This is a genomic window from Acinetobacter sp. YH12135, from assembly GCF_013418565.1.
In the GTDB taxonomy this organism is placed as follows: Bacteria; Pseudomonadota; Gammaproteobacteria; order Pseudomonadales; family Moraxellaceae; genus Acinetobacter; species Acinetobacter towneri.
Map to the genome: position 1 here is coordinate 21,623 of NZ_VPBU01000007.1, position 26,369 is coordinate 47,991.

Consider the following 26,369-nt stretch of genomic DNA (forward strand, 5'->3'; position numbering starts at 1 on the left):
TTTCCAGTCATTTAAGGCATCAAGCGTTGTAGTTTCCAGTCACCTTCAATTTTTTCATAAGCTAAGCGGTCATGCAAACGGTTCGGACGGCCTTGCCAAAATTCGTAATAATCAGGCTGCAAGCGGTAGCCACCCCAAAATACGGGTTTTTGCAATTCAGATTGATCACCCACTTGGGCATGCAAGTCTTGGAAACGCGCCTGTAGTTCTTCACGGCTGGCAATCACACCACTTTGCGGAGTGCTAATATGCGCAGCGATTTGGTTGTCACGTGGGCGTTTGTGATAATACGCTGTCGATTCTTGCTCATCAATTTTTTCGACATAACCGCTGACACGAATCTGACGTTCCAGTTCAGGCCAGTAAAATAACAATTCAGCATAAGGATTGGCCGCTAAATCCAACCCTTTTTGACTGTCATAATTGGTATAAAAGTCATAGCCTGCTTCGGTGGCTCCACGCAGCAACACAGTACGCACATGCGGACGACCTTGCGCATTGGCAGTCGCCAATGACATCGCATACGGTTCATGCAGCTTGGCTTCTAAGGCATGGTTAAACCAATTCAAAAACTGAATATGCGGATTGGCACTGACCTGTGCTTCTAGCAATTCACCTTTTTGGTAACTTAAACGCAGCTCACTTAAATCTTTAATTAAATCACTCACGATTTACCCCCCTTTTAGACGGCATGACGACGTACAGCATCTGCTAAATCTTTCGCCATTGCCTTCACTTCAGCCAAATCATCACCTTCCACCATGACACGAATCACAGGTTCAGTGCCCGATTTACGAATCAATAAGCGTCCACGACCTTTCAGCTGTTCCGTAGCACGGTCAAACTCTTCCACCAAGGCAGGAACGGTATACGGATCAAACATATTTGCTAAGCGCACGTTTTCCAGCACATTTGGCAACAGTTTAAAATCTGCCACCAATTCATGTAGGGCTTTATTTTGTTCGACCATCACCGTTAACACTTGCAAGGCAGCAATAATTGCATCACCTGTGGTGCTCTTGTCCAAAGTCAAAATATGCCCCGATGGCTCACCACCAATAACCCAGCCATTTTCTTCCAGACCTTGTAGCACGTAACGGTCACCGACATTGGCACGGAGTAATGGTACTTGGGCTTTTTCTAACGCCAATTCCAGCGCCATATTGCTCATTAACGTCCCAACAATACCTGCAGGTTTTTTCGAGCCTTGTGTGGCAAGAATATATAAAATGTGGTCACCATCAATTTGCTTGCCTTGACTATCCACCAAAATCACACGGTCTGCATCACCATCAAATGCAACCCCCAAGTCCGCCTGATGCTCAAGCACTGCTTTTTGCAAACTTTCAGGATGGGTTGAGCCGCAATTTTCGTTGATGTTTAAACCATTCGGTTCATTGTGAATGGCAATCACTTTCGCGCCTAATTCACGAAATACCGCAGGGCCAACATTGTAGGCAGCACCATTGGCGCAATCGACCACAATAGTGAGGTCATTTAAATCTAAATGATATGGAAAGGTCGATTTACAAAACTCGATGTAACGCCCATTGGCATCTTTGACACGAACACTTTTACCCAAGTTGGCCGTATCTTCAATTTTTAATTCTTGCTGCAATTCTTGGTTAATTTCTTCTTGCAAGGCATCTGGCAGCTTTTTCCCTTCGCCCGAGAAAAATTTAATCCCGTTATCAAAATACGGATTATGCGATGCTGAAATCACAATGCCTAAACTGGCATGCAAAGCGCGGGTTAAGTGCGCAATAGCGGGCGTCGGCAATGGGCCGAGCAAATGCACATAGACACCTGCGGCATTTAAACCCGCTTGTAATGCTGCTTCTAAAATATAGCCTGAAAGACGTGTATCTTTACCTAATACCACAATAGGTTTATTTTTTTTGGTGTGCTTTTTTAAAACTTTACCTGCTGCAAAACCTAGTTTTAATGCAAATTCAGGTGTAATTGGTAACTCTCCAAACTTCCCTCGAATGCCGTCTGTACCAAAATAACTCATATTGTTCTCACTTCTTAGGGGTGATCTTTATCATCACTTTTTTACTGCGAGTTACTTTACACCAAAAATGAAAAAGCCGTCACATTGATGACGGCTTTTATTTGAAAATGCTACTAAATATCAACCAACGCGATAGTTCATATTAACCAACGCGATAGTTCGGCGCTTCTTTAGTAATCGTCACATCATGCACGTGAGATTCCTGCATACCTGCTGCAGTAATTTTCACGAATTTAGCATTTTGGCGTAGATCTTCAATGGTTGAAGAACCTGTATAACCCATAGATGAACGTAAACCACCCATCATCTGATGCACGATGTTGCCCATTGGGCCTTTGTACGGTACACGACCTTCAATACCTTCTGGTACAAGTTTTTCTGCACCTGCTTTCGAGTCTTGGAAATAACGGTCTGCAGAACCTGTTGCACCCGCCATTGCACCCAATGAACCCATACCACGGTATGCTTTGTAGTAACGACCTTGGAAGAATTCAACTTCGCCCGGTGCTTCTTCAGTACCAGCAAGCAATGAACCCACCATAATGGTACTTGCACCTGCACCAATTGCTTTGGCCATATCACCAGAGAAGCGAATACCACCATCGGCAATTAATGGAATCTGTTCTTTCAATGCATTGGCAACAGCGTCAATTGCAGAGATTTGCGGCATACCAATACCTGCCACAATACGTGTGGTACAGATTGAACCTGGGCCAATCCCCACTTTCACTGCGTCTGCGCCTGCATCTAACAATGCCAAAGCAGCATCGCCAGTTGCAATGTTACCGCCAATTACTTGAACTTGTGGATAGTTAGCTTTTACCCAACGTACACGCTCAATTACGCCTGCAGAGTGACCGTGTGCAGTATCAACCACAATCGCATCGACACCTGCTTCAACCAATGCTTCTACACGGCTTGGTGTTTCTGCGCCTGTACCCACTGCAGCACCCACACGTAAACGACCTAAGTCATCTTTACAGCTGTTTGGATACAATTCTGCTTTACGGAAATCAGTGACCGTAATTAAGCCTTTTAATTCCTGCTGGTCATTCACCACCAAGACCTTTTCAATACGATGCTGTTGCAATAAAGCTTGAATGTTTTCTTTAGATTCGTCTTCGCGTACTGTCACTAAACGATCTTGACCTGTCATGATGTTGCTGACAGGTTGCTCAAGGTTGGTTTCAAAACGTGTATCACGTCCTGTCACAATACCGACAACTTTGCCATCTTTTACCACAGGTACACCGCTAATATTGTTGGCTTGAGTCAGCGCAATCAATTCACGTACTGTAGTTTCAGGCGTTACGGTAATTGGGTCTTTCACCATACCCGCTTCAAATTTTTTCACACGGCGCACTTCGGCTGCTTGCGCAACGATGTCCATGTTTTTATGCAAAATACCAATACCACCGTTTTGCGCCATCGCAATTGCCATACGAGATTCAGTCACCGTATCCATTGCTGCTGAAACCAAAGGAATATTCAGGTCAATGCCGCGCGTAAAACGTGTCTTTAAGGAGACATCTTTTGGGAGAACAGTAGAATAGGCAGGGAGTAATAAGACATCATCGAAGGTTAACGCTTCTTGAACGATGGTCAGCATAACAGTCTCACTGGTAATTTCCGTGAGCCATTATAAACAAATCTGGGCACAAATTTCATTTGTTCTCTAAGAAATATTTTTTATTCTGCCCTTCTGGGGGATGCAGCATGAAAAAATCGGTAATTTTCATCTAAAAATTGAGGTTTTCACTCCTAGTTTGCTTTTTAGCCACGCAAGTTTAAAACTTGCGAGGTTTCATTTTTCAGGCAGATAAAGCCGCTTCAATCTGAATCATGATTTGGCTATCTACCCAAAATTGAGCCACAAAAAAAGCAAAGCCGCAGCTTTGCTTTTCCAATCTGGATTGCGATCAACAACTTAAAGCACCATTAAACCACTTGATCGAAGTCATCATCATTCACAGAAATGGCTGGATCGACTTGCACAAATGGAATCATGTTATGCGCACGACGTGCTTTATTGCATTGATCATCGGCAATTTGCACTTCTTTACAAGAGCTGCTGCGTAATTCATAAATCCCGCAGCTCACTTGCTGTCCAACTTCACCTTCTAAAGCGACACAACGCGGCTGACTCTGATTGGTACCACACATGCATGAATAGACTGCTGTTACTGGTTCCGTGTAGTGCTCAGGCATATTCATGCCTTCAGCCCAATAAAATGAAACACGGAAATAAGCGCAACACGCGCCGCAGCTTAAGCAGGCATCTGCTGTAGGTACTTGAGACAACATTCGTTAAGTTCTCGTCATCAAAAAAATCGTTTTTGGGCGAAAATCTTAAAAAAAGTTGTTTTTGCACTCAAGTTTTTTTTACAGTTTTTTCAGCTTTTTTTGTCGCTTATTCAGGGCAGCTAAAAACGTGTTCGTCCATCAAATCGACGCCACATTCCAGTGTTTCAATCCAGTCTAAGAATTGATTCACCTGTTCTTTGCCCACAAATGGTGTACCGTGTTGCGGCACAATCATTTCAACGTCCATGGTGCGTACCATATTCACCCAGAGGCGAATCACTTTATTGGAACACATATAGCGCTGATGGAAGCCTTTCATCGCAGGAATATGCGCAGCAAAATCAGTCAATGGAATTGAAGCATCTTCCACCATTGACGCACCCATATCACCAGAAAATAAAATTTTGGCGATAGGATCATAAAACTGGAAATTACCAACAGAGTGTAAGAAATGCGCAGGCACAGCAATAATTTTAGACTCGCCCAAAGGAATTGCCTGACCTTCATCTGGCAGTTCCACCAAACGATCTAACCAGTTGCCTTTCATACGGTCGCTCATAAAAGATGAGCTTAAGTGCGGCAAGAAACGCGCCCACAATTTTGATGCTACGATTTTTGCTTCGGTATAGACCAACCAACGCGGCATTGAAGTGATGATGTCTGGGTCTTGGTGCGATGCCATGACATAGTCAAGATTGGTCAAACGGGTATATTTGTTTAATTCCATGGTCAGTGGTACATAGGTCAGGTCGCCACCTGGGTCTAGCACTGCGGCACGGTTATTATCAATGATCAGAAATTGGTTGGCCTGAACACCTTCACCTTTGACCAAACTGGTAAAACTAATACATTTATGTGTCCCATTATCAAATAAGACCTGCGATGTTGTACGGTCAAATGCCATAACCAATCCCCAATTTTTTCATTTTAAAAATAGATTTTCTATCACTGAATAACATATAGCTATTTATGGAAAGTTACAATAAATAAAATGGCTCAGATTATCTGAAATATCAGTGAATTGCAGTACCATTCACATAAATAAATCCTGAGCAGTTTGCTCAGGATTTATGCATTTTAATGAATAATTTAGAATAAATAATGTTGCGCCAAAGTCGACACACCAATAATTAGGAAAATCAGTGCACCAATTTTATGAATTAAAGCAATTGGCAATCGGGTCGCTAATTTATTGCCAATAAATACCGCAGGTGCATTGGCCAGCATCATCCCCAAAGTGGTTCCAAGCATGACCCAAAACACGCTGTCATAACGTGCGGCTAAAGCCACTGTGGCAATTTGAGTTTTATCGCCAATTTCTGCCAAAAAGAACAATACAAAGGTCGCGCCAAATACACCGTATTTTTGCCACTTGTTGATGCTTTCAGTTTCATCATCTAGCTGGTCTGGAATAAGCATCCAAATCGCCATGCCAATAAAACCTAAAGACAAAATCCACAATAAAATTTCTGGGCTAAGTACCGTGGTAATCCACTGCCCCAAAACTGCAGAAAGTCCGTGGTTAATGAGTGTTGCCAGTAAAATAGCAACCAAGATTGGAGCAGGTTTACGAAAACGTGCCGCGAGTAATAAAGCCAGTAATTGGGTTTTATCACCCATTTCGGCTAAGGCGACAATGGCAGTCGAGATGAGGAATTCATACATGATGTTTTTCTCTGGCTAGCACACATACCAATGACCTATCCCTCCTGCTAGCCAAAATCTGCAGAGTGATAAATCAAAGGTCTTGCCAACAAAAGAAAGCTTGAAAAAGCAGACTTGGTTCTTTGCTATGATGACCATGTTCTGTGGAACAAATATGTTGACCATCACCTTTTTACTGCATTCAGTTGAAACAGAAATTAGTAAAAAGCGGCTACTCCCCAATGAAGTACAGCTATTCTAAACGGAATACTGCGGTTAAGCAAATTTAGCCGAGTAACGGCACTGACAAAAAAACCCTGCCGTAGCAGGGTTTTATAAAGCTTTTCTGAATTTAGAGCAGCAAGCTACGAATATCTGCCAACAACTGGGTCAGTTTATGGGTAAAACGTGCTGCATCTGCACCATTAATCACCCGATGGTCATACGACAATGACAACGGCAACATCAAGCGCGGATCAAAGCCTTCACCATTCCAGACAGGCTGCATGGTCGCTGGTGAAATACCCAAAATCGCAACCTGCGGCCAGTTCACCAACGGCGTAAATGCCGTACCGCCAATCGAACCTAAACTGGTGATGGTAAAGTTTGCACCTTGTAAATCTTTAGGCGACAACTTTTTATCACGCGCTTTTTGACTCAACTCACCCAGTTCAATCGCAATTTGTTTAATCGATTTCTGATCTGGATTACGTAGTACAGGCACGGTTAAACCATCGGGGGTTGCCACCGCAATGCCCATGTGGATTTCTTTACGCAGCAGCACAGACTTTTGATCATCTGCCAGATGCGCAGCGAAATATGGCTCATCTTTCAGCAAATGCGCTACTGCTTTGGCAATGAACGCCAAAATGGTCAAGCTAACACCTTCTTTTTTAAAGTTAGCTTTCAATTCACTGCGCCACGCTTCTAGCTCAGTAATATCGGCCAAATCAAATTGCGTGACTTGTGGAATGTAATTGTTCAGGGACAATTGCGGAATTGACACTTGTTGTAAGCGCGTCAAACCTTTTTCTTCCACGCCACCAAATGCACTAAAATCAGGCAACTTTGGCAAACCTGTAACTTGCTGTGTTGTAGCAGCGACAGGAGCCGTCTGCGGCGCAGTAAGACGCGCTTTAACATAAGCCTTCAAGTCTTCTTTGAGTACACGCGCATGCGGGCCAGTGGCGTTTACATCGGCTAAAACAACACCTAACTCACGCGCCAGTTTACGCACAGCAGGGCCTGCATACACTTTTGCATTGGCTTCATTTTGCGCCTTGCTCAATTTGTCTACATTCGTATGTGCACTTGCTGCAACCGTTGTGGTTTGTGCTGTAGATGCAGCACTGACTGCTGGCGATGCACTTGGTGCAGAGGCAACTTGCGCTGCCGCAACTGCTGCTGGTGCAGCTGCGCCTGCAGTTACTATCGTCACTAAGGCATTGCCCTGCGCAACACTTTGTCCTAATTCCACGTGGATGGCTTGAATCACACCTGCGGTAGTACTTGGCACCTCAACCGTGGCTTTGTCTGATTCCACCACAATCAAACTTTGGTCAGCGGCGACTGTATCGCCTACTTGTACCAAAATTTCTGCCACTGTGGCTTTATCGACCCCTAAATCAGGCACTGCGACTTCAACCTGAGCTGATGCTGCAGTTTGTGGTGCAGATGCAGTTGCTGCGTTCACTGGTACAGCAGCCGCTTCTACTGGTGTCGCTTGAGGTGTTTCCACCTGTGCAACTGCGGCAGCAGCGGCAGTTTTCACTTTCAGAATCACCACACCTTCTTTTACCGTATCACCCGTAGTGATTTGGATCGCGGTAACTGTACCCGATACCGTACTCGGCACTTCTACCGTGGCTTTGTCTGACTCCACCACAATAATACTTTGATCAACATCAATCGCATCGCCCACTTGTACTAAAATTTCCCCAACAACGGCTTTTTCCACGCCAATATCAGGTACTTGTACATCTACTTCTTGCGCAGTGTTTGATGTCGCTGAGCTTGGTGCTGCAGCGACCACTGGTTCAGCATCTTGCTTCGGTGCCGCGTCCACTTCGGCTTGCGGTGCAGCAACTTCTGTAGCAACTGCGGTTTGAGCTTCTGTTTCTAGCTCAATCAGCACCGCACCTTCAGTCACTTCATCGCCTTGTTGTACCAAAATACTTTTCACTACCCCTGCAGCGGTGCTGGGTACTTCAACAGAAGCTTTGTCTGATTCCAACAGGACAATGCTGTCATCAACTGCAATCGTGTCGCCAACTTTGACAAGAATATCTGCAACAGTGGCTTTATCGACACCAATATCAGGCGTTTGAATTTGCATGATCAGTGCTCCTCTTTGTAGTCAGCAACCGCTTGTACTTCAGGAACCGCTTGCGGTGCCCACGCGACAGGACGATCTGTATCTAACTCAAATGTCGAGATTGCATCTTTGACCAAACGCGCATCGACTTCGCCTTCATCAGCCAGTTTTTTCAAGGTGGCTACCACAATATGTGCTGCATCGACCCCAAAGTAGCTACGCAAGTTACCGCGGGTATCGGAACGACCATAACCATCGGTACCTAAGGCAACAAATGGACGATTGTCTGGCAAGTAACCGCGAATTTGCTCGCTATAGGCGCGCATGTGATCGGTAGCAGACACGACAATGCCATCCTTGCCACGTAACTGTTGTGAGATCCACGGCTCTTTGCTTTCTTCAGCCAATGGATGCAAACGGTTGTATTCTTCACACGCCATACCATCACGCGCCAATTCATTAAAACTGGTCACACTGTAGACATTCGAGTGAATTTGATACTCTTCACGCAAGATTTTCGCCGCTTTGATGACTTCACGCAAAATCACGCCTGAACCCAGCAATTGAACCGTGGCTTTTTCATCTTCCTGCAGCAAATACATACCGCGCTTAATGCCTTCTTCCACACCTTGTGGCATTTCAGGATGCTCGTAGTTTTCATTCATTACAGTGAGGTAATAGAACACGCGCTCCTGATTGACATACATGCGCTGCAAACCATCATGCACAATCACGGCAAGCTCATAACCAAAACATGGGTCATAAGACACACAGTTTGGAATGGTATTGGCTAAAATATGCGAGTGACCATCTTGGTGTTGCAAGCCTTCACCATTGAGTGTGGTACGTCCTGCAGTGGCACCCAACAAGAAACCTTGCGCCTGTGCATCACCTGCCGCCCATGCAATATCCCCAATACGTTGGAAACCAAACATGGAGTAATACATATACATTGGGATCATTGGTAAGTTATTGGTCGAATAACTGGTACCCAAAGCTGCCCAAGCACTCATTGCACCTGCTTCGTTAATGCCTTCTTGCAGCATGTGACCGTCTTTGGCTTCACGATAATGCATCAATTGTTCTTGGTCTTCAGGGGTGTATTTTTGCCCATGTGCGGCATAAATACCCAGTTGACGGAACATGCCTTCTAAACCGAAAGTACGTGCTTCATCGGGTACAATGGGTACCACACGGTCTTTAATGGCTTTTTCTTTGAGCAAGGCAGAAATCAAACGTACCATCACCATCGTGGTCGATTGTTCTTTGCCACCTGAGCCTGCCAAGACCGAATCGAAAACTGATAATTCAGGAATCTGTAAAGCTTCGCTGTCTTTACGACGCGCAGGCAAATAACCACCCAACGCTTCGCGACGCGCTTTCATATATTTCAATTCAGGCGAATTTTCACTTGGACGATAGAACGGCACTTCTTCAAGTTGCTCATCGCTAAATGGCAAGTTGAAGCGGTCACGCACATATTTTAAAGAGTCCAACTGCATTTTTTTGATTTGGTGGGTTTTGTTCACCGCTTCAATTTCATCAGACAAACCATAACCTTTGACGGTTTTGGCTAAAATGACCGTTGGCTGACCTTTAGCTTTGGTCGCTTCTGCATAAGCCGCAAATACTTTGTACGGGTCGTGACCACCACGGTTCAGATTATCAATATCTTCATCGCTTAAATCTTTGACTAATTCTTTGGCTTCAGGATATTTACCAAAGAATTTCTCACGGGCGTATGCACCGCCTTTCACTTGCAAGCGCTGATAATCGCCATCCACCGCTTCTTCCATGATGGCTCTTAATGCACCTGTGTCGTCTTTGTCCAATAAAGCATCCCAATGACGCCCCCAGACCACTTTAATCACGCGCCAACCTGCGCCACGGAATAACGACTCAAGTTCTTGAATGATTTTACCGTTACCGCGTACAGGGCCATCTAAACGCTGTAAGTTACAGTTCACCACCCAAATCAGGTTATCTAGCTTTTCACGACCTGCCAGTGAAATTGCGCCCAGACTTTCTGGCTCATCCATTTCACCATCGCCTAGATATGCCCAGACTTTACGGTCTTCTTCTTTAATTAAACCGCGGTTCATTAAATATTTTTGAATATGTGCCTGATAAATTGACATGATTGGACCCAGACCCATCGATACCGTTGGGAACTGCCAATAGTCAGGCATTAAATAAGGATGTGGATAGCTAGGTAAACCGTTACCGCCCACTTCACGGCGGAAATTATTCAATTGATCTTCGGTTAAACGCCCTTCTAAAAATGAACGAGCATAAATACCAGGTGCACAGTGACCTTGGTAGTAAATCATGTCACCGCCAAAATGATCACTATTGGCGCGGAAGAAATGGTTAAAACCAACATCATATAATGTGGCTGAAGATGCGAAACTTGCAAGGTGACCACCTAAATCATCACCTGTTTTATTGGCACGCAATACCATCGCCAACGCATTCCAGCGAATTAGGGCGCGAATACGACGCTCCATATCCTGATCGCCCGGCATGGCAGGTTGTTCTTCCACTGAAATGGTATTGAGGTAGGGAGTATTTAATCGCTGAATGGGTACATGCTTTGCAATTGCACGTTGGTACAGTTTTTCGAGTAAAAATGCTGCCCGTTCAGTACCCATATGTTGTAACACAGCATCAAAGGCGTCTTGCCATTCTTGGGTTTCTTGTGAGTCCGTATCACCGTAAAACGCCATAATTCACTATTCCTAAGCCTAATCGTATGCTTTATATGTATCATAATTTAGACTTTAGTAGATATGGCTAATCTTAAATGCATATCCTGCATACTATTTAGAAAATAAATAGTGATTGACACATTCTTACAGCAAATAACAAAAAACCGCCAATTTAGGCGGTTTTTTATACAATAAAGCAGATACTGCGTGTTATTATTTTTTTAGGTGATAAGTTGATGTCTGAAATGTCTCACTAGATTTTGCTAAAAGCTAAAACGTGAGTATAAAGAAAAGCGACCTTTGCCACTTTAATTTCATGTTTTAATTTGTAGTTCGCGTGTAGTTTACAGTGAGTGTGGCTAGAGCATGAATTTCTAGCCAAAACATTACGGCAACATTGCTAAATAGGTAGAAGGGTTCTTACGTTGACCATCTTTCACTACTTCATAATGTAAGTGAGGACCTGTACAACGACCTGTACAACCCACGTTGGCAATATGTTCGCCTGCATCTACACGGTCACCCACACGTGCAATTAAACGTGAAGCGTGTGCGTAGCGCGTGATATAACCATTACCGTGGTTAATTTCTACATATTGACCATAACCTGTGCCCCAGCCTGACTTGGTCACAATACCTGGGCCAGTCGCATAAATTGGAGTACCGCTTGGTGCAGCAAGGTCTAAGCCTGAATGGTTTTCAGCACGACCACTCATGACACGACCGCCATAGTTCGAGCTAATACGTGCATTTGGTAATGGATGTGACACTAACCAAGCATAAGGATTTGAAGAAGCAAAACGGGTGCTGGTATTGGTACCGTATTTTTTTGCTAAAGACGCATTGTTTAATTCTGTAGTCTTTTCACGAAGCTTAACGGTCATCTGCGTTTGAGCAGGAACATCAATGTCTTGTGTTTCTGTATAAGAACCTTGTGACAAGGTGCGGGTTAATTGCTCAATACGATCAGTCGATGAATTTTGAGAATCTAACTCAACTAAATCAGCAAATGCGACAGATGCTGCCGAAGCTGCCAGTGAAAACGCTAATAAAATACGGCGCGAATGCATAAAAAAACCTCTTAACTGTTCTTACTTGAAGTTCCTTGTGATCTCTTCCTTGATATCTACTGAAAGGAGCGCATAAGATTAGGGCATAAACATGAAGGAATGATGTATGTCCGAACCTGTGAATCTCTTTCAACAAACAAGAAAACACATAAAAACAGGAAACCTAACGTTTCTCTCAACCCAAGTTGCTGCATGGCAGAAACTTGGCAAACTTATTCAACCTTTACTGCCGCAACCAGAGCAATGGCAGGTGGTTTGTTATCAACAAGGTGTCTTAACCATTACTGGAACGAATCAAGCGATGGTCAGTCAACTTGCTTATTTGCAAAAGCAATACATTACTCAACTGTCACAACTGCATGAACTGAAAGACATACAAAAAATTCAAGTTCGTTTAAGAGTTGAATCTCAAACGCCCCCAAAAAGCGAAAAGCCTTTAAGAACACTTAGTCCAGAAACTCAAGATATGTTACGAGGTGCTGCTGACTTTGTGAGCGACCCTAAGCTTAGCCAAGCTTTGTTACGTTTGGCAAGCAATAAAAAATAATTGTTTGCAGAAAACACCAAAAACTCGTGCTCAAATTTGTGATGAAATTCACATATTATTGTTGTTACATTATAACGTAGTAAGAAAAGACAATGACTTATGTCACATGCACAAAAGTGATCGGGCAAGAATTTATGTCATCAAATGTTACAATTTCATAACTGCTTGGATCGCTCTGAACATTGCGTAATAACTGATTATTTAAGGCATGTCCTGATTTATAACCATCAAACTTGGCAATAATTTGATGTCCAAGCAAGTACAAATCCCCCACAGCATCTAAAATTTTATGCCGTACAAACTCGTCCGAGAAGCGCAAACCTTCTTCATTGACCACGCCTGTATCATCTACCCCAATGGCATTATCTAAACTCGCACCCAAAGCCAAATTATTGGCTTTTAAATAGTCCAAATCTTTCATAAAGCCAAAAGTACGTGCGCCACTGACTTCATATACAAAGGTTTCTGTAGAAAAATCGATGGTGGCAGACTGATATTCTTTTTTAAAGGCAGGATGATCAAAGTCGATGGTGAAATTGAGCTGAAAACCTTCATGCGGACTGAACACCGCACGTTTATCGTCAATTAAAGCTTCTACAGGTTTTAAAATTTTGATGAACTTTTTCGCAGCATCCTGTTCTTTTAAACCACCCTGCATCAACAAATAAATAAAAGGCCCTGCACTGCCGTCCATAATGGGCACTTCAGAGGCAGACACTTCAATAATCAAGTTATCAATGCCCAACCCTGCAATTGCACTCATAACATGCTCAATAGTGCCAACTTTGGCATTATCCTGAACCAAATTCGAGCACATAAATGCTTCTTGAATCAGCATGGCATCGGCTGGAATATCGACAGGCGGATTTAAATCGATACGACGAAACACAATTCCCCCATCGGCATGATGCGGCACAAAGTTGATCAATACTTTTTGACCACTGTGCAGACCAATACCGCTCGCCTTGACGACACGTTGTAGGGTACGTTGTTTCAGCATGTTCTCAATTCATCTAAATTTTAAAACCGCTATACGTTAGCATATTTAGCCATTGATAAAAAACAAAAAAGGCAGTTTAAAACTGCCTTTTCCCGATCACACAATGAAATTGAGGATCTTGGCTTATTTACGCTGCTGATTTTTCAAATAGTCTTGAATACTCATTGGCGTTGGACGCGCAGAGCCTGATGTTGTTGTCGCACTAATTGCAGGCGCAGTTTCTGCTTGCTGACGCTGAATTGCAGGCACATCATCTTCTTCTACTGCCGCTGTTGGTGCTGCAGAAGTGGTTTGTGTCACGGTGCGTTTTGCAGGCTCTGGTGTATCGCCTGTGTTACGCGCTAAACCAGTAGCAATAACAGTCACGCTAATTTCGTCACGCGCTTCAGGATCAAATACCGTACCGTAGAATACTTGGGTTTGTTCGGTATCTGAAAGTTGATGAATCACGTCCATGATCTCTTCGATTTCACCGAAGGTCACATCATCACCACCCGTTACGTTAATCAACAAGCCTTTGGCATTGGCAATGGTTACGCTATCGAGCAATGGGCTACGAATCGCTTGTTCAGCCGCTTGACGCGCACGGTTTTCACCACGACCTGAACCAACACCCATCATCGCATAACCGCGCGTACTCATCGCAGTTTTCAAGTCAGCAAAGTCTAGGTTGATGTGACCTGGACGTACCACCAAATCAAAAATACTGCGTACACCGTTCAACAAAACGTCATCGGCTTTTTTATACGCATCTTTCATTGAAATGTCGCGGTAAACTTTCATTAAACGCTGGTTTGGAATAATGATTAAAGAGTCTACATGCTGTTCTAATGCCGCAATCCCTTTTTCCGCAGAAAGTAAGCGACGCTTACCCTCAAAGTTAAATGGCGTAGTCACCACACCAACAGTCAAAATGCCCATTTCTTTGGCAATTTCAGCCACAACTGGCGCAGCACCTGTACCTGTACCACCGCCCATCCCTGCAGTCACAAACACCATGTCTGTGCCTTCAAGTTGCTGACAGATCAGCTCGCGGCTTTCTTCCGCTGCAGTTTGACCCACTTGAGGATCACCGCCCGCGCCTAAACCACGTGTGCTTTGCTCACCTAGCTGGATTTTGAATTGCGAATTCATGCGATCCAATGCTTGTTTGTCCGTATTGGCACAAACAAATTTTACACCCTGAATATCCGACTCAAGCATGTGCTGCACAGCGTTACCACCTGCACCACCCACACCAAACACAGTGAAACGGGCTTGACCGTTGCTATCGGTTTGATCATCTATAAATTCAAATGAGGCCATGACCTTTAGATTTCCTAATACGTTATTGGCAGTCACTTAAGCCCGTATACTGCCTTGATCTTCATAAAAATTATTTTTAAGAATGCTGTTCAACTTCTGGCTTGTCAAGTACCAGTGATGATCCGTACAACTTCCTAACAATATTCCCAAAAAACTCAACTAAAAAATAGATTTTAACTTTTCGTTTAAGCCTGACCATGCCCGTCCGACACGCCCCCAAACCGATAAGGTTTCAGGGTCTTCATGTTCTACAATCGTGTCTTGAGTATAGTTTTGACTATAAAGCAATAAGCCTGAAGCTGTTGCATATTGTGAACGGCGTAAGGCGGCCTGATGCGGTTCATCGGCATAAACTTGTGAAGGATGATTCCCCAAGTGTGCCGAAACACCCAACATACGACGTACCAAGCTGATCATGCCTTCAATTTGTGAAGCATCGCCCGCCAAAACCACACCATGATATAAACCATGAATAGCACCACTCTTTTCGAGTTCCTGACGAATTTGTGCAAAAATTTCTTCATAACGCGCAATAATAATTTCCGCCAGTTCAATACGGCTAATGGTTTGCGGCCCATCAATGCCCTGAATCTGAATCATGTGATCAGGTTTGACCACTTTCATATCTACACAGCCATACAATAGCTTAATCCGTTCAGCTTCTTCAGTTGTGGTTTGTAACACCGCTGCAATATCGCGGGTGACATGCTCACCACCACGCTGCAAAGTGTGTGCCAAGGCCAAACGTCCATCTAAATAAACTGCAATACTGGTCGTACCTGCGCCAATATCTACCAGACACACACCGTATTCTTTTTCATCTTTAAGCAGACTGGCTTCTGCAGTGGCTAAATTTGACACCACCATTTTTTCGACACCAATATTGGCACCTTTTAAAGCACGGTCTAAATTCTGCATGGTGCTAATAGGCAACATCATCAATTGATAATGCCCCGTCATGCTATGTGCTGACATACGAATTGGGTTTTGTACCCATTCACCCGAATCATCTAAATCGAAACCGAGTGGTACTGCGCTCACCAAATAATGGTCTGAGGTGAGGTGACTGGCTTTGGCCAAGTCCAAGGCGCGTACCACTTCACTGGTGGTAATGGTGTGATCACTACTTTCAATAGGTGTGCGACCTGAAGCATAAAAGCTTTTTAGCTCTGCACTAGGAATAGAAATCCATGCCGAATGCACACGGCATTCCGCCATATCTTCCGCTTCTTGCACGGCATTTTTAATTGCAGTAATCACTTTATCGAGACTGACAATTTTTCCCTTACTCATGCCTCGATTACGTGCGGTGGCCATACCAATGACTTGGATATTGTCTGGCGCATGGACCTTAGCAATCAAAACTGAAACTTTGTGCGTCCCAATGTCAATCGCAACAACCGAGGGAACAGCTTCACTCATTTATTCACTACCATTACCAGTATGTTTAATTTATGGCTTAATGCCTCTATTTTTTTAAAGCCCAATATTATGGCTTTGCTCTTATTCCCTCTGCAATGCTTGTGTCATCAATCGTTACAACAAAGTGACCATTTGCAATTTTTGGCGGAATTGAGTTTTTCCATTGAATGGCTAAACCATTGCGATAACGCAAATCGATGGCGGATATTTTAGACCATACAGGTTTCAAATCACTTTGTGCAAGATGCCCCAAGCGCTGCAGCTTACTCATGGTTTGATCTTTATCTACAATAACACGTAGACCTGAATCAAACTGCATAAACCACGTCATACGTTCTGTTAAATATAGTTCTTTTAAACGATCGTTGACGGGTAAGAATAATTGGTTAATTTCATTATAACGACGCATCATCATTTTAGATTGATGCGTTGGCCCGTGTAATAACGGTAAATGTTGATTATTTTGTGGCGTGACCTCGGTAAAGACTTCACCGCTGTCACTGAGCAAACGACCTGTCCCCCAACGTGCAATTGGATGACGCGGCATAACCCGCACACGAATAGCATTCGGCCACGCACGTGAAACCACCACTCGATCTACCCAAGACAACTCCAAAGCGGTATCGCGGATTTGCTCTAGGTCAGAGGTGAAATAGTTCTTGGTCATTACAGGGTTCACATGCGTCATCACTTGGCGGTGTTCCGCATCTGAACGTGTACCCACTACATCTAGCTTGGCAATTTGTGCATCGGTCATGACTTTGTATAGCCCGTACGCACCCACTGCCAACACGAGCACCGCAACGCACAGCATTACCCAACCGCCAAAATGAATCAGCTTTTCTTTGGCTGTTGGCGGTTTGTCATGAATCGAGGTAATCGCTGCCCGTTTACGGCGCAAGGATGCAGGAAGTTGAGCCATATTTAGTGTGCTTCACCTGTAAGGGTTTGTGCCAAAATTGCCACACACAGCTCATCAAAACTATAGCCGACTGCATTTGCCGCTTTCGGAACTAAAGAGTGGCTGGTCATTCCCGGCACGGTATTCACTTCCAATAGCCAGAAATTGCCGTTCTCATCTTGCATGGCATCAATACGACCCCAGCCACTTGCACCCACGGCTTGGAAGGCACGTAATGCCAAAGCTTGTAACTGTTGCTCTTCGGCAGTGCTTAAACCACACGGAATACCGTATTGCACATCATTACGTTGATATTTGGCTTCATAATCATAGAACGCCACATCTTTCGGTGGTTCTAAACGAATAATCGGTAAAGCCTGACCATTTAACAGCACGATGGTAAATTCACGTCCTGTAATCCATTTTTCAGCCATAACAATAGCGTCATGTGCAGTTGCTTTCGCTACAGCATCGGCAAAGTCTTCTACTTTTTCGACTTTGCTCATGCCAATACTTGAACCTTCATGTACAGGCTTGATGATGAGTGGTAAACCCAATTCGGCAACCACGTCTTCAATATTGGAATCTTTGCTAACAATACGATATGGCGCAGTTGGCAAGTCAGAACCTTGCCAAATTTGCTTGGTCTTCACTTTGTCCATGCCAATGGCTGAACCTTGCACGCCCGTACCCGTGTATGGAATATTCAACCATTCCAAAACACCTTGAATTTGACCATCTTCACCACCGCGCCCGTGTAACACAATAAAGGCACGATCATAATTGACCAATTCGGTCACGCTACGTGTTTGTGGATCAAATGCTTCTGCATTGACCCCAGAACGTAGCAGTGCTTCGAGTACTGCTTGACCGCTGTCTAGAGAAACCTCACGCTCAGCAGATTTTCCACCCAATAACACGGCAACTTTGCCGAACTTTGAAGCATTTGACACGTTTATATCCTTAAACTTTAAACTGGTCGATCAAATTCAAACATCACAGGTTGTGATTATTTTAAATATAAATGGTTTTGTGCAAGCTCGATTGAAATCGCCCCCACATTACCTGCACCTTGGGTCAATAACAAGTCATTGGCCTGTAACACTTGTTTCACAATATTCGGTAGGTTGCCGTCATTTGGATCGACCAAAATTGGCTCAACCTGACCACGCAAACGAATACTGCGTGCCAAAGTACGGCTATCTGCGCCAACAATTGGTTTTTCACCCGCAGGATAAACATCGACCAATAACAATTGATCGACTTGTGACAACACTTCCACAAAGTCATCAAAACAGTCACGGGTGCGACTAAAACGGTGTGGCTGGAACAACATCACCAAACGGCGATCAGGATGACTTTGACGCGCAGCTTTAATGGTGGCTTCCACTTCTTTCGGGTGATGTCCGTAGTCATCTACCAATTTCACATTGCCGTCTGCTACCGCAAACTCACCTTGTACTTGGAAACGACGACCGACACCGCTAAAGCCTTCTAAAGCACGGCAAATTGCACCATCAGAAACGCCTTCATCGGTGGCAATTCCAATTGCAGCCAAGGCATTCAATACGTTATGCAGCCCCGGTTGATTCACCGTCACGCGTAACGGTTCGCGGTCTTTACGCAGTACAGTAAAGTGTGTGCGCATACCGTCTTGATCAACATCAACGGCACGAATATCGTTGTCTTCATTAAAACCATAGGTCAATACAGGGCGCCCGATACGCGGCATGATTTCACGAATATTGGCATCATCACCACACACCACAGCCAAACCGTAGAATGGCAGTTTGTGCAAAAATTGAATAAAGGTATCTTTTAAGGTATCGAAACTACCACCATAGGTGTCCATGTGGTCGGCATCAATATTGGTCACCACAGCCGCCATTGGCTCTAGGAATAAGAACGATGCATCAGATTCATCGGCTTCTGCCACGATATAACGGCTAGCACCCAATGCTGCATTGACCCCAGTACGGTTTAGCAAACCACCAATCACGTAAGTTGGATCCATGTTTTCTTCGGCCAACATACAGGTGATTAAACTGGTAGTGGTGGTTTTACCATGTGTACCCGCGACTGCAATACCATGACGGTAACGCATCAACTCGCCCAGCATTTCAGCACGACGCACCACAGGAATACGGGTGTCAATTGCTGTTTTAATTTCTGGGTTTTCTGGGTCAATTGCAGTAGACACCACCAACACATTGGCGCCTTTAATATTCTCTGCCGCATGCCCAATATAAACCTTGATGCCGTTTTCTTCTAATTGCGCTGTGGTTTTTGAAGCTTTGATGTCTGAACCCGACACTTTATAGCCTTGGTTTTTCAAGACTTCGGCAATACCACACATCCCCGCGCCACCAATACCCACAAAATGAATGTGTTTGATACGGCGCATTTCAGGCACTTTGATTAATTTTTTCGCTTGATCAGCGGGTGTAGAAGGAGACATATTTTACTCGAACAATGCTTGAATAAGACGAACCACGTGTTGAGTTGCATCAGGCTGCGCCTGCTGACGGGCTTTGACCGCCATTTCAGACAACAATTGACGATTCATTAACGGGGTTAATAATGTTGTTAAACTTTCAGGTGTCATGCTGGCTTGCGGACAGATTTTTGCTGCACCAAGATCGGCTAAAAACTTGGCATTGGCAGTTTGGTGATCATCCACCGCACTAGGCAATGGTACAAATACTGCTGCAACACCTGCAGTCGCGACCTCGGTTACCGTGAGTGCGCCCGCACGACAAATAATTAAATCGGCATCACTATAGGCTTTGGCCATATCTTCAATAAAAGGCTGTACCTCAACCTGTAAATGGTCAGGCTTGTGTGCATAACGTGCCTGCGTCGCTTCGGCATGGTTTTGCCCACATTGATGATAAACATCTAAAGCGACATTTAGTTGCTTTAACGCTTCAGGTACACATTCATTTAAGGCTTGTGCACCTAGTGAACCACCCACAATTAAAATACGAATTGGCAAGCCTGCTTTTTCACGTTCCTGATAGCGCCATGCAGGGCTTAAGGTCGCAGTGATTTCTTCACGAACAGGGTTGCCTGTGGTGACAATTTTGTTACTGTTTGGAAAGGTATTTGGGAAAGCCTGACACACGGTTTTTGCCACACGTGACAATTGAGTGTTGGTAAAACCCGCAACTGCATTTTGTTCGTGAATCAGCACAGGAATACCCAAAGCACGTGCTGCCAAGCCACCTGGCCCTGCCACATAACCACCAAAACCTGCAACAGCATCAACTTTTAATTGCTTCATGTAACGCACAGCACTGAGCGTTGCGCCTAAAATTTTAAATGGTGCAGCCAGTTTACGGATCAAACCGTTGCCACGTACACCTTGAATATTAATTTGGTAAATTGGGATATTATGATTTTTAAGCAGACGATTTTCCATGCCCGTTGGGGTCGCCAACCATGACACTTGAATCCCTTGTTGCTGTAATTGTTTTGCGACGGCCAAAGCGGGAAAAACATGTCCACCTGTACCTGCGGCCATCATCATGACATGTTTAGGCTGTTGTTGCTGTGCGTCAGTCACGGTTTAATTCTTCAACTCAAAATAAGGCAAATAAAAATCTTGTATAAGCTATCAATTGTAATCACAAACGCATGGGCTTGAAAGGTTATTTACTTTTTTTCACCAAGTGCTTGATTGTTTTTTTCTACAGATTTTCAAGTTTAAACTAGTTTTATTATTAATCTACGGAAAATGTTAAGTTTTATTCAATTTTACCTGCTTTGATTGATCTATTTTGCAAAGTGTTTAAGTTGTTTTTTGTATCCACGTCTCTAAAAACAAGGCCGCTTTCAAATAGAAAACGGCTTTTGTATTGATACAGTGAGCATAAAGCCCAAACTTAGTTGGGACGACCTGCTTCAAGTACGGTAAATAAATCATCGGCAATGGATGTACCAAACTGTGCATCAATTTCACGAATACACGTTGGACTGGTCACGTTGATTTCAGTGACATAGTTGCCAATCACATCTAATCCGACAAAAACCAAGCCTTTTTCACGTAAAAATGGCCCGACTTTGGCGGCAATGGCTTTGTCATTTTCAGTCAATGGACGTGCTTCGCCTAAACCACCTGCAGCTAAGTTGCCACGCACTTCGCCATTTTGTGGAATTCGTGCCAAACAATAAGGCACAGGCTCACCATTAACCATGAGGATGCGTTTATCACCATCTACAATTTCTGGAATATAGCGCTGCGCCATGATTGGCTGAGTGCCGTTGTTGGTCAGAATTTCAATGGTTGAGCCAATATTGACCCCATCTTGGTACAAACGGAAAATTCCCATGCCGCCCATGCCATCGAGCGGTTTAACGATCACATCACCATGTTGCTGAATAAATTCACGAATCAGGCTTTGTTGTGAAGTGACCAATGTCGGAACTTGTAGTTCTGGGAATTGAGTCGCAAACAGCTTTTCATTACAGTCACGCAGGCTTTGCGGCTTGTTGATGATCCATGCGCCTTCGCGTTCAGCTTGCTCTAAAATATATGTGGTATAAACGAAATTCATGTCAAAAGGCGGGTCTTTACGCATGAGAATGACATCATAATCAGCTAAGGATTCTTTGCGTTTTTCGCCCAATTCGTAATAATGGTTATAATCTTCAAAGACTTTGAGCGATGCAATCAGACCAAATGCCTTGCCCTGATCAATATATAAGTCTTGCTGTAATGCATAGCCCAAGGTATGCCCACGACGGCTTGCCGCCCATAACATCGCCATGGTTGAGTCTTTTTTCAAATTGACACTTTCGATGGGATCCATCACAACAAGTACGCGCATATTTCGGTGCTCTTTTGAAGAATTGAATAAGCAAAAGTATAGCGGAGTTTGGCTTTGGTTTTGCTGCAATTTTCGTAACGCTTTATCCACGATCATCATGCACTTAGGAGTATGCGATGCAACAAGCGATTATTGGTTTTCATTTAGATGAAGAAAATGATTGGGTCGCAGATTTGGCCTGCGGTCATGGGCAGCATGTGCGGCATAATCCACCGTGGCAAAACCGCCCGTGGGTAATCACAGAGCAAGGGCGCAAGGAAAAGTTGGGGGTGATGCTGGAGTGTAAGAAGTGTGAGGAGGAATTGGAGTGGGTTTTGGATAAGAGATTTTAGGTTAAAAAGATAATCAAACGACCCATGAAGCGGGGCTTTCGTATAACGACCACGATTATGTTAAATCGAAAATTTAAGTATATTTTCTTAGATGATAATTGTGCTGACACCGTCAAATTAAAGATAGTATGGGCGCCCCAAACTCATCTACAAGTTCAATATCAGCAGCTTTTAAACGATCTAATGGATCCCCTGTTTTTAAACACCATCCATCAGGCATTTTGTTTTTTAAGCCACATGTCTTGGAATCTAATTTTTTTTGCTCGTCATGAGTAATATAAGCTATGCCTAAATTTCGTTTGAGAATCGTTGATAATTCTTGATTTGATAATTGATCGGTTTTTATTAAACCCCATAAACCATTGAAAAGATAAGACATAGGTACGATGTGTTCTTTTCTTGCAGGAATAGAGCCCACAGGTAAATTTTGAAAAACAGGATTAGAGTATCCCTTAAAAATTAATTCATCTTCTGGATGAACTAATCTCTCTATAAATCTGGAGTGATATCCCCAAGACTTTTGAATATTAGCTTGAAATACCATTATATTTTTAAGGTGTTGAATGACAAGATCACAAGTATTATCTAAATACTGATTAATATATTCTTTATTTTTCATTGAAAGACATCGCTCATAATATTTTTAAGAATAAGCTATTCTAAAATCGACATCATACACCTTTAACACATCACGAAAATTATTCCACATAATTCAGTCCACTGCATACAAAAAAAGCCCAAACCTACAGATCTGGGCTTTTTATAAACTTGTTACGTTCCGCGCTAAATTATTAATCAACGCTCAATATTATCATTAAAGAGAATTGATAAGACTTAAATCCCATACTTCACACGGTACGCTTCCATTTTCGCCAAGGCATCTTTTTCACCTTTAGCATCCAAATAATTCATTAAATCTTTCATGGTAATTAAAGCATGCACAGGAATTTCCAACTCTTTTTGCACTTCCTGAATAGCAGACAAATCGCCCTGACCTTTTTCTTGACGGTCTAAAGCCACCAATACGCCCGCAATTTGTGCGCCTGCATTTTTCAAAATAGTCACCACTTCACGAATAGCCGTACCCGCAGTAATCACATCATCAATAATCCAAACTTTTTTGCCCTCAACCGCAGCACCCACCAACACACCGCCTTCGCCATGATCTTTGGCTTCTTTACGGTTAAACCCCCACGGCACACTTACGCCATGATTTTGTGATAAAGCCACTGCTGTAGCTGCCACAAATGGAATACCTTTATAGGCAGGCCCGAAAATAACATCTACATTTTTGCATTGCATGAGTTGATCTGCATAGCCCGAAGCCAATAGCGATAAAGCTTCGCCATCATTCAACAAACCTGCGTTAAAAAAATAAGGACTCACACGACCCGATTTTAAAGTAAACTCACCAAATTTAAGCACACCACGTGATAAGGCGAGTTCGATAAAAGCTTGCGGGTTAAATTGAGCTGGCGATGTCATGAGGTGCTCCAAATTAATACATTGAGGTAAGACCTGAGCATGATACCAAAGAGTAGCTATCCGAGTGATCAAAAAATTCTTCGAGTGGTTTCAATTAACGTCAATGGGTTGCGTTCATCGGTAAGCAAAGGCTTACTCGAATGGTTGGAAAAGTCTGAAGCAGACGTGATTTGCATGCAGGAAAGCCGCATCACACACGCCCAATGGACCGATAAATTTAAGCCAGAAGGCTGGCACACGCATCTTTTCCCTGCAGAACGCGCAGGCTACGCAGGGACAGCTATTTATAGCCGTTTGCCGTTTGTTTCTGTGCAAAATGGTTTAGGCTTTGAATTGGCCGATTCTCAGGGTCGCTTTATCAGTGCTGAATTTGATGTAGGACTGGATCACCCAATTTACATCTGTTCACTGTATTTGCCTTCTGGCTCTTCAGGTGAAGAAGCCCAAATGCGGAAAGATCACTTTTTAGAAGAGTATCAAAAAATTCTAAAACAGTGGCGTGAAGACAATAAATCGATCATTGTCTGTGGCGATTACAACATTGTGCATAAGCGCATTGATATTAAAAACTGGTCGGGCAACCAAAAGTCTTCAGGTTGTTTGCCGCATGAACGTGCATGGTTAGATCATATTTACAATGATTTGGGCTATGTTGATACCTTCCGTGAAGTGCGCCATGAAGCGGAGCTGTATTCTTGGTGGTCAAATCGCGGGCAAGCCCGTGCCAAGAACGTTGGTTGGCGGATTGATTATCATGCTTGCTCACCCGACTGGAAAGCACGCACTGTCAATGCTTGGGTGTATAAAGACGAATGGTTTAGTGACCATGCCCCTGTGATTATTGATTATAAGATTTAGGGTCTATTGACATTTCATAAATGGTTTGCGCTGTAGGCTAAAACTGAGCAGATCAGGCATGAAACGCAGGGAATAGTGGGTCTATTGCCAAGTTTCATAACGCAATCTGAGAAAGTTTTAGCCACAGCCTGAGCAAAAACAAGCACTGCTTTGTTTGCAGCGCAAGGCGCAGCGAAGGACGAATTGTCAATAGTCCCTTATTCACACAAATTTCACAGCCTACACGAGTGAACAGTTGTTCACTCAACTGAGGTTCAATTCGCACATAATCTGTCGACTTTGTGTATTTATCTTCAAGTCGATTCAGCGCATTATTGCATAACGGCAAAGGGACAGTCAGGATGACACAAAAGGATTGGAAGCCGAAGGATGGAAAATAAACTAACTGGTTTTGGTTAGTTTCAAGGATGTAACAATGGACGTTAAAATGAGACCCGCATAATCAGGATGATTAAATGCGGGTTTTCTCTTTTTATCATCTTATTTTCTGTTTTGCGCTGTTACTGTTGTTCTTCACTGTATTTTTTATTTTCACTAGAGTCTGTTCTTATCAAGTTTTTCATTTTTTTCTGTTTATGCGTCCCATTTTAGAGCGATCAAGTGTCAATTTGGTGACATCGGTATGACGTATTGATGACACATACCATTTAAACAGCCAATCATTGTTCACTGCAAGTTTCTAGCACTTAGCGCTGTTTTGGGCTAGGCTATAGCCAGTTTGATGATATTAACGTGAAAAAAATATGTTAAAAATTTATGGGATTAAGAACTGCAATTCAATGAAAAAAGCCTTCGATTTACTCAATGAATTGGGGCTAAGTTATGAGTTTCACGATTATAAAAAACAAGGGATCGATGCCGACACTGTCAAAAGTTGGTTAGATGCGCTTGGGCAAGATGTAGTACTGAATAAAAAAGGCACCACTTGGCGCAAACTCAGCGAAGCAGAACAGCAAGCTGCTTTGGCCAGTGAAGCCAACTTAATTGAAGCACTTTGCACTCACACCAGTTTAATTAAACGTCCTGTCTTAAAAACTGAATCAGGCTTTATTGCGGGTTTTGATGAAGCGGCTTATCGTGCTTTAGGTTAAGTTTAAAAAAATACCAATAAAAAAACCTGCTCACATGGAGCAGGTTTTTTTATATCCTGTGCAATATGATTTCAACTGCACAGGTGGAATACATGCTTAGTTCGCACGAATCCATGTTTGGTTACGACCCAATGCCGCTACACCAATGAAACCACGCAATTCCAGTTTCTTACCACCATCGGCAAGTTTACCTTTTAGCTTGTAGGTTTTACCTGTTTGCGGGTCAAGAATTGAACCACCATCGTAGCTCGTGCCGCCTGTATTTTTCAGACCGCGAACAATGGTCAAACCTTTGAGTGATTTGTTGTGATACGGACCTTCACATTTTGTACAGGCATTTTCTTCACCAGGCGTTAAAATTGACTGAATGCTTGCGGTTAAAGTTCCATTTTTTTGCTCAGTAAATCTTACCGTGGCTTTGGGTTGTTTGGTTTTGTCGTCAATTGTTTTCCAAACTGTGCCGTTAAGCGGATCTGCAGCATTGGCCAAAGCGCTTAAACCTAACAGCCCGAATGCAAGTGCAATTTTTTTCATTGTTTTGTTTC

The 26,369-nt window shown here is 43.5% G+C and carries 24 protein-coding genes and 1 riboswitch; of the genes, 4 read left to right on the forward strand and 20 right to left on the reverse strand.

Translation table 11 applies throughout. The features are described from left to right. Nucleotides 1-11: 11 nt before the first annotated feature. The 9 genes from pdxH to FTU70_RS05575 form a co-directional block, all read right to left on the reverse strand. Nucleotides 12-668 carry a pyridoxamine 5'-phosphate oxidase gene (gene pdxH, locus FTU70_RS05535; RefSeq protein WP_131261206.1) on the reverse strand — a complete coding sequence of 219 codons (657 nt, stop codon included), beginning with the start codon at nt 666-668 and terminating at the stop codon, nt 12-14. A 14-nt stretch (nt 669-682) separates the two neighbouring features. After that, nucleotides 683-2,014, reverse strand: a complete 1,332-nt coding sequence (gene glmM / locus FTU70_RS05540) for a phosphoglucosamine mutase (protein ID WP_096901661.1) — start codon at nt 2,012-2,014, stop codon at nt 683-685. Nucleotides 2,015-2,156: 142 nt separating this feature from the next. Continuing rightward, nucleotides 2,157-3,623 (reverse strand): IMP dehydrogenase, encoded by a 1,467-nt coding sequence (gene guaB / locus FTU70_RS05545; RefSeq protein ID WP_004974257.1) that lies wholly within the window; start codon nt 3,621-3,623, stop codon nt 2,157-2,159. A 329-nt stretch (nt 3,624-3,952) separates the two neighbouring features. Then, nucleotides 3,953-4,318, reverse strand: coding sequence for a YkgJ family cysteine cluster protein (locus FTU70_RS05550; protein WP_004974255.1), 366 nt, complete (start codon nt 4,316-4,318; stop codon nt 3,953-3,955). Between the two features lie 106 nt (nt 4,319-4,424). After that, nucleotides 4,425-5,222: an MBL fold metallo-hydrolase gene (locus FTU70_RS05555; protein WP_004974253.1), complete on the reverse strand. Its 798-nt coding sequence runs from the start codon at nt 5,220-5,222 to the stop codon at nt 4,425-4,427. 185 nt (nt 5,223-5,407) lie between these two features. Continuing rightward, on the reverse strand, nt 5,408-5,983 hold the full coding sequence (locus FTU70_RS05560; protein ID WP_004974251.1) for a TMEM165/GDT1 family protein: 576 nt from the start codon (nt 5,981-5,983) through the stop codon (nt 5,408-5,410). 72 nt (nt 5,984-6,055) lie between these two features. Then, a riboswitch (yybP-ykoY riboswitch) is annotated at nt 6,056-6,215 on the reverse strand. 99 nt (nt 6,216-6,314) lie between these two features. Beyond that, the gene (locus FTU70_RS05565) at nt 6,315-8,297 is read right to left on the reverse strand and encodes a 2-oxo acid dehydrogenase subunit E2 (protein WP_180060258.1); all 1,983 of its coding nucleotides are present in this window, start codon (nt 8,295-8,297) and stop codon (nt 6,315-6,317) included. Nucleotides 8,298-8,299: 2 nt separating this feature from the next. After that, entirely contained in the window at nt 8,300-11,002 is a 2,703-nt protein-coding gene (aceE, locus tag FTU70_RS05570) for a pyruvate dehydrogenase (acetyl-transferring), homodimeric type (RefSeq protein WP_004974248.1), read from the reverse strand. A 368-nt stretch (nt 11,003-11,370) separates the two neighbouring features. Next, nucleotides 11,371-12,054, reverse strand: coding sequence for a M23 family metallopeptidase (locus FTU70_RS05575; RefSeq protein WP_004974246.1), 684 nt, complete (start codon nt 12,052-12,054; stop codon nt 11,371-11,373). Nucleotides 12,055-12,160: 106 nt separating this feature from the next. Here FTU70_RS05575 and FTU70_RS05580 point away from each other — a divergent pair, with 106 nt between their 5' ends. After that, nucleotides 12,161-12,601, forward strand: coding sequence for a DciA family protein (locus FTU70_RS05580; protein ID WP_004974242.1), 441 nt, complete (start codon nt 12,161-12,163; stop codon nt 12,599-12,601). A 97-nt stretch (nt 12,602-12,698) separates the two neighbouring features. On the opposite strand, the gene lpxC is transcribed toward FTU70_RS05580, so the two are convergent. From lpxC to gshB, 8 genes are all read right to left on the reverse strand, one after another. Further along, nucleotides 12,699-13,601: a UDP-3-O-acyl-N-acetylglucosamine deacetylase gene (gene lpxC / locus FTU70_RS05585; RefSeq protein WP_004974240.1), complete on the reverse strand. Its 903-nt coding sequence runs from the start codon at nt 13,599-13,601 to the stop codon at nt 12,699-12,701. A 123-nt stretch (nt 13,602-13,724) separates the two neighbouring features. After that, a complete protein-coding gene (gene ftsZ, locus FTU70_RS05590; protein ID WP_004974238.1) occupies nt 13,725-14,906 on the reverse strand; it encodes a cell division protein FtsZ in 1,182 nt (393 codons plus the stop codon). 159 nt (nt 14,907-15,065) lie between these two features. Further along, nucleotides 15,066-16,328 carry a cell division protein FtsA gene (gene ftsA, locus FTU70_RS05595; RefSeq protein WP_004974236.1) on the reverse strand — a complete coding sequence of 421 codons (1,263 nt, stop codon included), beginning with the start codon at nt 16,326-16,328 and terminating at the stop codon, nt 15,066-15,068. Between the two features lie 67 nt (nt 16,329-16,395). Continuing rightward, on the reverse strand, nt 16,396-17,250 hold the full coding sequence (locus FTU70_RS05600; RefSeq protein ID WP_004974235.1) for a cell division protein FtsQ/DivIB: 855 nt from the start codon (nt 17,248-17,250) through the stop codon (nt 16,396-16,398). 2 nt (nt 17,251-17,252) lie between these two features. Continuing rightward, on the reverse strand, nt 17,253-18,182 hold the full coding sequence (locus FTU70_RS05605) for a D-alanine--D-alanine ligase (protein WP_004974232.1): 930 nt from the start codon (nt 18,180-18,182) through the stop codon (nt 17,253-17,255). Between the two features lie 56 nt (nt 18,183-18,238). Continuing rightward, a complete protein-coding gene (murC, locus tag FTU70_RS05610) occupies nt 18,239-19,687 on the reverse strand; it encodes a UDP-N-acetylmuramate--L-alanine ligase (RefSeq protein WP_180060260.1) in 1,449 nt (482 codons plus the stop codon). Nucleotides 19,688-19,690: 3 nt separating this feature from the next. After that, a complete protein-coding gene (murG, locus tag FTU70_RS05615) occupies nt 19,691-20,794 on the reverse strand; it encodes an undecaprenyldiphospho-muramoylpentapeptide beta-N-acetylglucosaminyltransferase (protein WP_004974229.1) in 1,104 nt (367 codons plus the stop codon). A 319-nt stretch (nt 20,795-21,113) separates the two neighbouring features. Then, nucleotides 21,114-22,058 carry a glutathione synthase gene (gshB, locus tag FTU70_RS05620; RefSeq protein ID WP_004974228.1) on the reverse strand — a complete coding sequence of 315 codons (945 nt, stop codon included), beginning with the start codon at nt 22,056-22,058 and terminating at the stop codon, nt 21,114-21,116. Between the two features lie 116 nt (nt 22,059-22,174). Here gshB and FTU70_RS05625 point away from each other — a divergent pair, with 116 nt between their 5' ends. Then, nucleotides 22,175-22,390, forward strand: coding sequence for a DUF3565 domain-containing protein (locus tag FTU70_RS05625; protein WP_096901642.1), 216 nt, complete (start codon nt 22,175-22,177; stop codon nt 22,388-22,390). Between the two features lie 112 nt (nt 22,391-22,502). On the opposite strand, the gene FTU70_RS05630 is transcribed toward FTU70_RS05625, so the two are convergent. Continuing rightward, nucleotides 22,503-23,009, reverse strand: coding sequence for a hypothetical protein (locus FTU70_RS05630; protein ID WP_096901639.1), 507 nt, complete (start codon nt 23,007-23,009; stop codon nt 22,503-22,505). Nucleotides 23,010-23,224: 215 nt separating this feature from the next. Beyond that, nucleotides 23,225-23,875 carry an orotate phosphoribosyltransferase gene (gene pyrE / locus FTU70_RS05635; RefSeq protein WP_096901637.1) on the reverse strand — a complete coding sequence of 217 codons (651 nt, stop codon included), beginning with the start codon at nt 23,873-23,875 and terminating at the stop codon, nt 23,225-23,227. Between the two features lie 39 nt (nt 23,876-23,914). On the opposite strand from pyrE, the gene FTU70_RS05640 reads away from it, so the two are divergent. Together FTU70_RS05640 and FTU70_RS05645 are read left to right on the forward strand one after the other, a co-directional pair. Continuing rightward, complete coding sequence (locus tag FTU70_RS05640) at nt 23,915-24,733, forward strand: exodeoxyribonuclease III (RefSeq protein WP_179988755.1); 819 nt, start codon at nt 23,915-23,917, stop codon at nt 24,731-24,733. 743 nt (nt 24,734-25,476) lie between these two features. After that, nucleotides 25,477-25,824 (forward strand): Spx/MgsR family RNA polymerase-binding regulatory protein, encoded by a 348-nt coding sequence (locus FTU70_RS05645; protein ID WP_026438350.1) that lies wholly within the window; start codon nt 25,477-25,479, stop codon nt 25,822-25,824. A 96-nt stretch (nt 25,825-25,920) separates the two neighbouring features. Here FTU70_RS05645 and FTU70_RS05650 read toward each other — a convergent pair whose 3' ends face one another. Next, nucleotides 25,921-26,358: a DUF2147 domain-containing protein gene (locus FTU70_RS05650; protein WP_004974208.1), complete on the reverse strand. Its 438-nt coding sequence runs from the start codon at nt 26,356-26,358 to the stop codon at nt 25,921-25,923. Between the last annotated feature and the right edge of the window lie 11 nt (nt 26,359-26,369).

What these genes read in the sequence shown, in the direction of transcription:
- glmM (WP_096901661.1), bottom strand. Translation starts at nt 2,014, where the DNA reads ATGAGTTATTTTGGTACAGACGGCATTCGAGGGAAGTTTGGAGAGTTA.
- guaB (WP_004974257.1), bottom strand. Translation starts at nt 3,623, where the DNA reads ATGCTGACCATCGTTCAAGAAGCGTTAACCTTCGATGATGTCTTATTA.
- FTU70_RS05550 (WP_004974255.1), bottom strand. Translation starts at nt 4,318, where the DNA reads ATGTTGTCTCAAGTACCTACAGCAGATGCCTGCTTAAGCTGCGGCGCG.
- FTU70_RS05555 (WP_004974253.1), bottom strand. Translation starts at nt 5,222, where the DNA reads ATGGCATTTGACCGTACAACATCGCAGGTCTTATTTGATAATGGGACA.
- FTU70_RS05560 (WP_004974251.1), bottom strand. Translation starts at nt 5,983, where the DNA reads ATGTATGAATTCCTCATCTCGACTGCCATTGTCGCCTTAGCCGAAATG.
- FTU70_RS05565 (WP_180060258.1), bottom strand. Translation starts at nt 8,297, where the DNA reads ATGCAAATTCAAACGCCTGATATTGGTGTCGATAAAGCCACTGTTGCA.
- aceE (WP_004974248.1), bottom strand. Translation starts at nt 11,002, where the DNA reads ATGGCGTTTTACGGTGATACGGACTCACAAGAAACCCAAGAATGGCAA.
- FTU70_RS05575 (WP_004974246.1), bottom strand. Translation starts at nt 12,054, where the DNA reads ATGCATTCGCGCCGTATTTTATTAGCGTTTTCACTGGCAGCTTCGGCA.
- FTU70_RS05580 (WP_004974242.1), top strand. Translation starts at nt 12,161, where the DNA reads ATGTCCGAACCTGTGAATCTCTTTCAACAAACAAGAAAACACATAAAA.
- lpxC (WP_004974240.1), bottom strand. Translation starts at nt 13,601, where the DNA reads ATGCTGAAACAACGTACCCTACAACGTGTCGTCAAGGCGAGCGGTATT.
- ftsZ (WP_004974238.1), bottom strand. Translation starts at nt 14,906, where the DNA reads ATGGCCTCATTTGAATTTATAGATGATCAAACCGATAGCAACGGTCAA.
- ftsA (WP_004974236.1), bottom strand. Translation starts at nt 16,328, where the DNA reads ATGAGTGAAGCTGTTCCCTCGGTTGTTGCGATTGACATTGGGACGCAC.
- FTU70_RS05600 (WP_004974235.1), bottom strand. Translation starts at nt 17,250, where the DNA reads ATGGCTCAACTTCCTGCATCCTTGCGCCGTAAACGGGCAGCGATTACC.
- murC (WP_180060260.1), bottom strand. Translation starts at nt 19,687, where the DNA reads ATGTCTCCTTCTACACCCGCTGATCAAGCGAAAAAATTAATCAAAGTG.
- gshB (WP_004974228.1), bottom strand. Translation starts at nt 22,058, where the DNA reads ATGCGCGTACTTGTTGTGATGGATCCCATCGAAAGTGTCAATTTGAAA.
- FTU70_RS05625 (WP_096901642.1), top strand. Translation starts at nt 22,175, where the DNA reads ATGCAACAAGCGATTATTGGTTTTCATTTAGATGAAGAAAATGATTGG.
- FTU70_RS05630 (WP_096901639.1), bottom strand. Translation starts at nt 23,009, where the DNA reads ATGAAAAATAAAGAATATATTAATCAGTATTTAGATAATACTTGTGAT.
- pyrE (WP_096901637.1), bottom strand. Translation starts at nt 23,875, where the DNA reads ATGACATCGCCAGCTCAATTTAACCCGCAAGCTTTTATCGAACTCGCC.
- FTU70_RS05640 (WP_179988755.1), top strand. Translation starts at nt 23,915, where the DNA reads ATGATACCAAAGAGTAGCTATCCGAGTGATCAAAAAATTCTTCGAGTG.
- FTU70_RS05645 (WP_026438350.1), top strand. Translation starts at nt 25,477, where the DNA reads ATGTTAAAAATTTATGGGATTAAGAACTGCAATTCAATGAAAAAAGCC.
- FTU70_RS05650 (WP_004974208.1), bottom strand. Translation starts at nt 26,358, where the DNA reads ATGAAAAAAATTGCACTTGCATTCGGGCTGTTAGGTTTAAGCGCTTTG.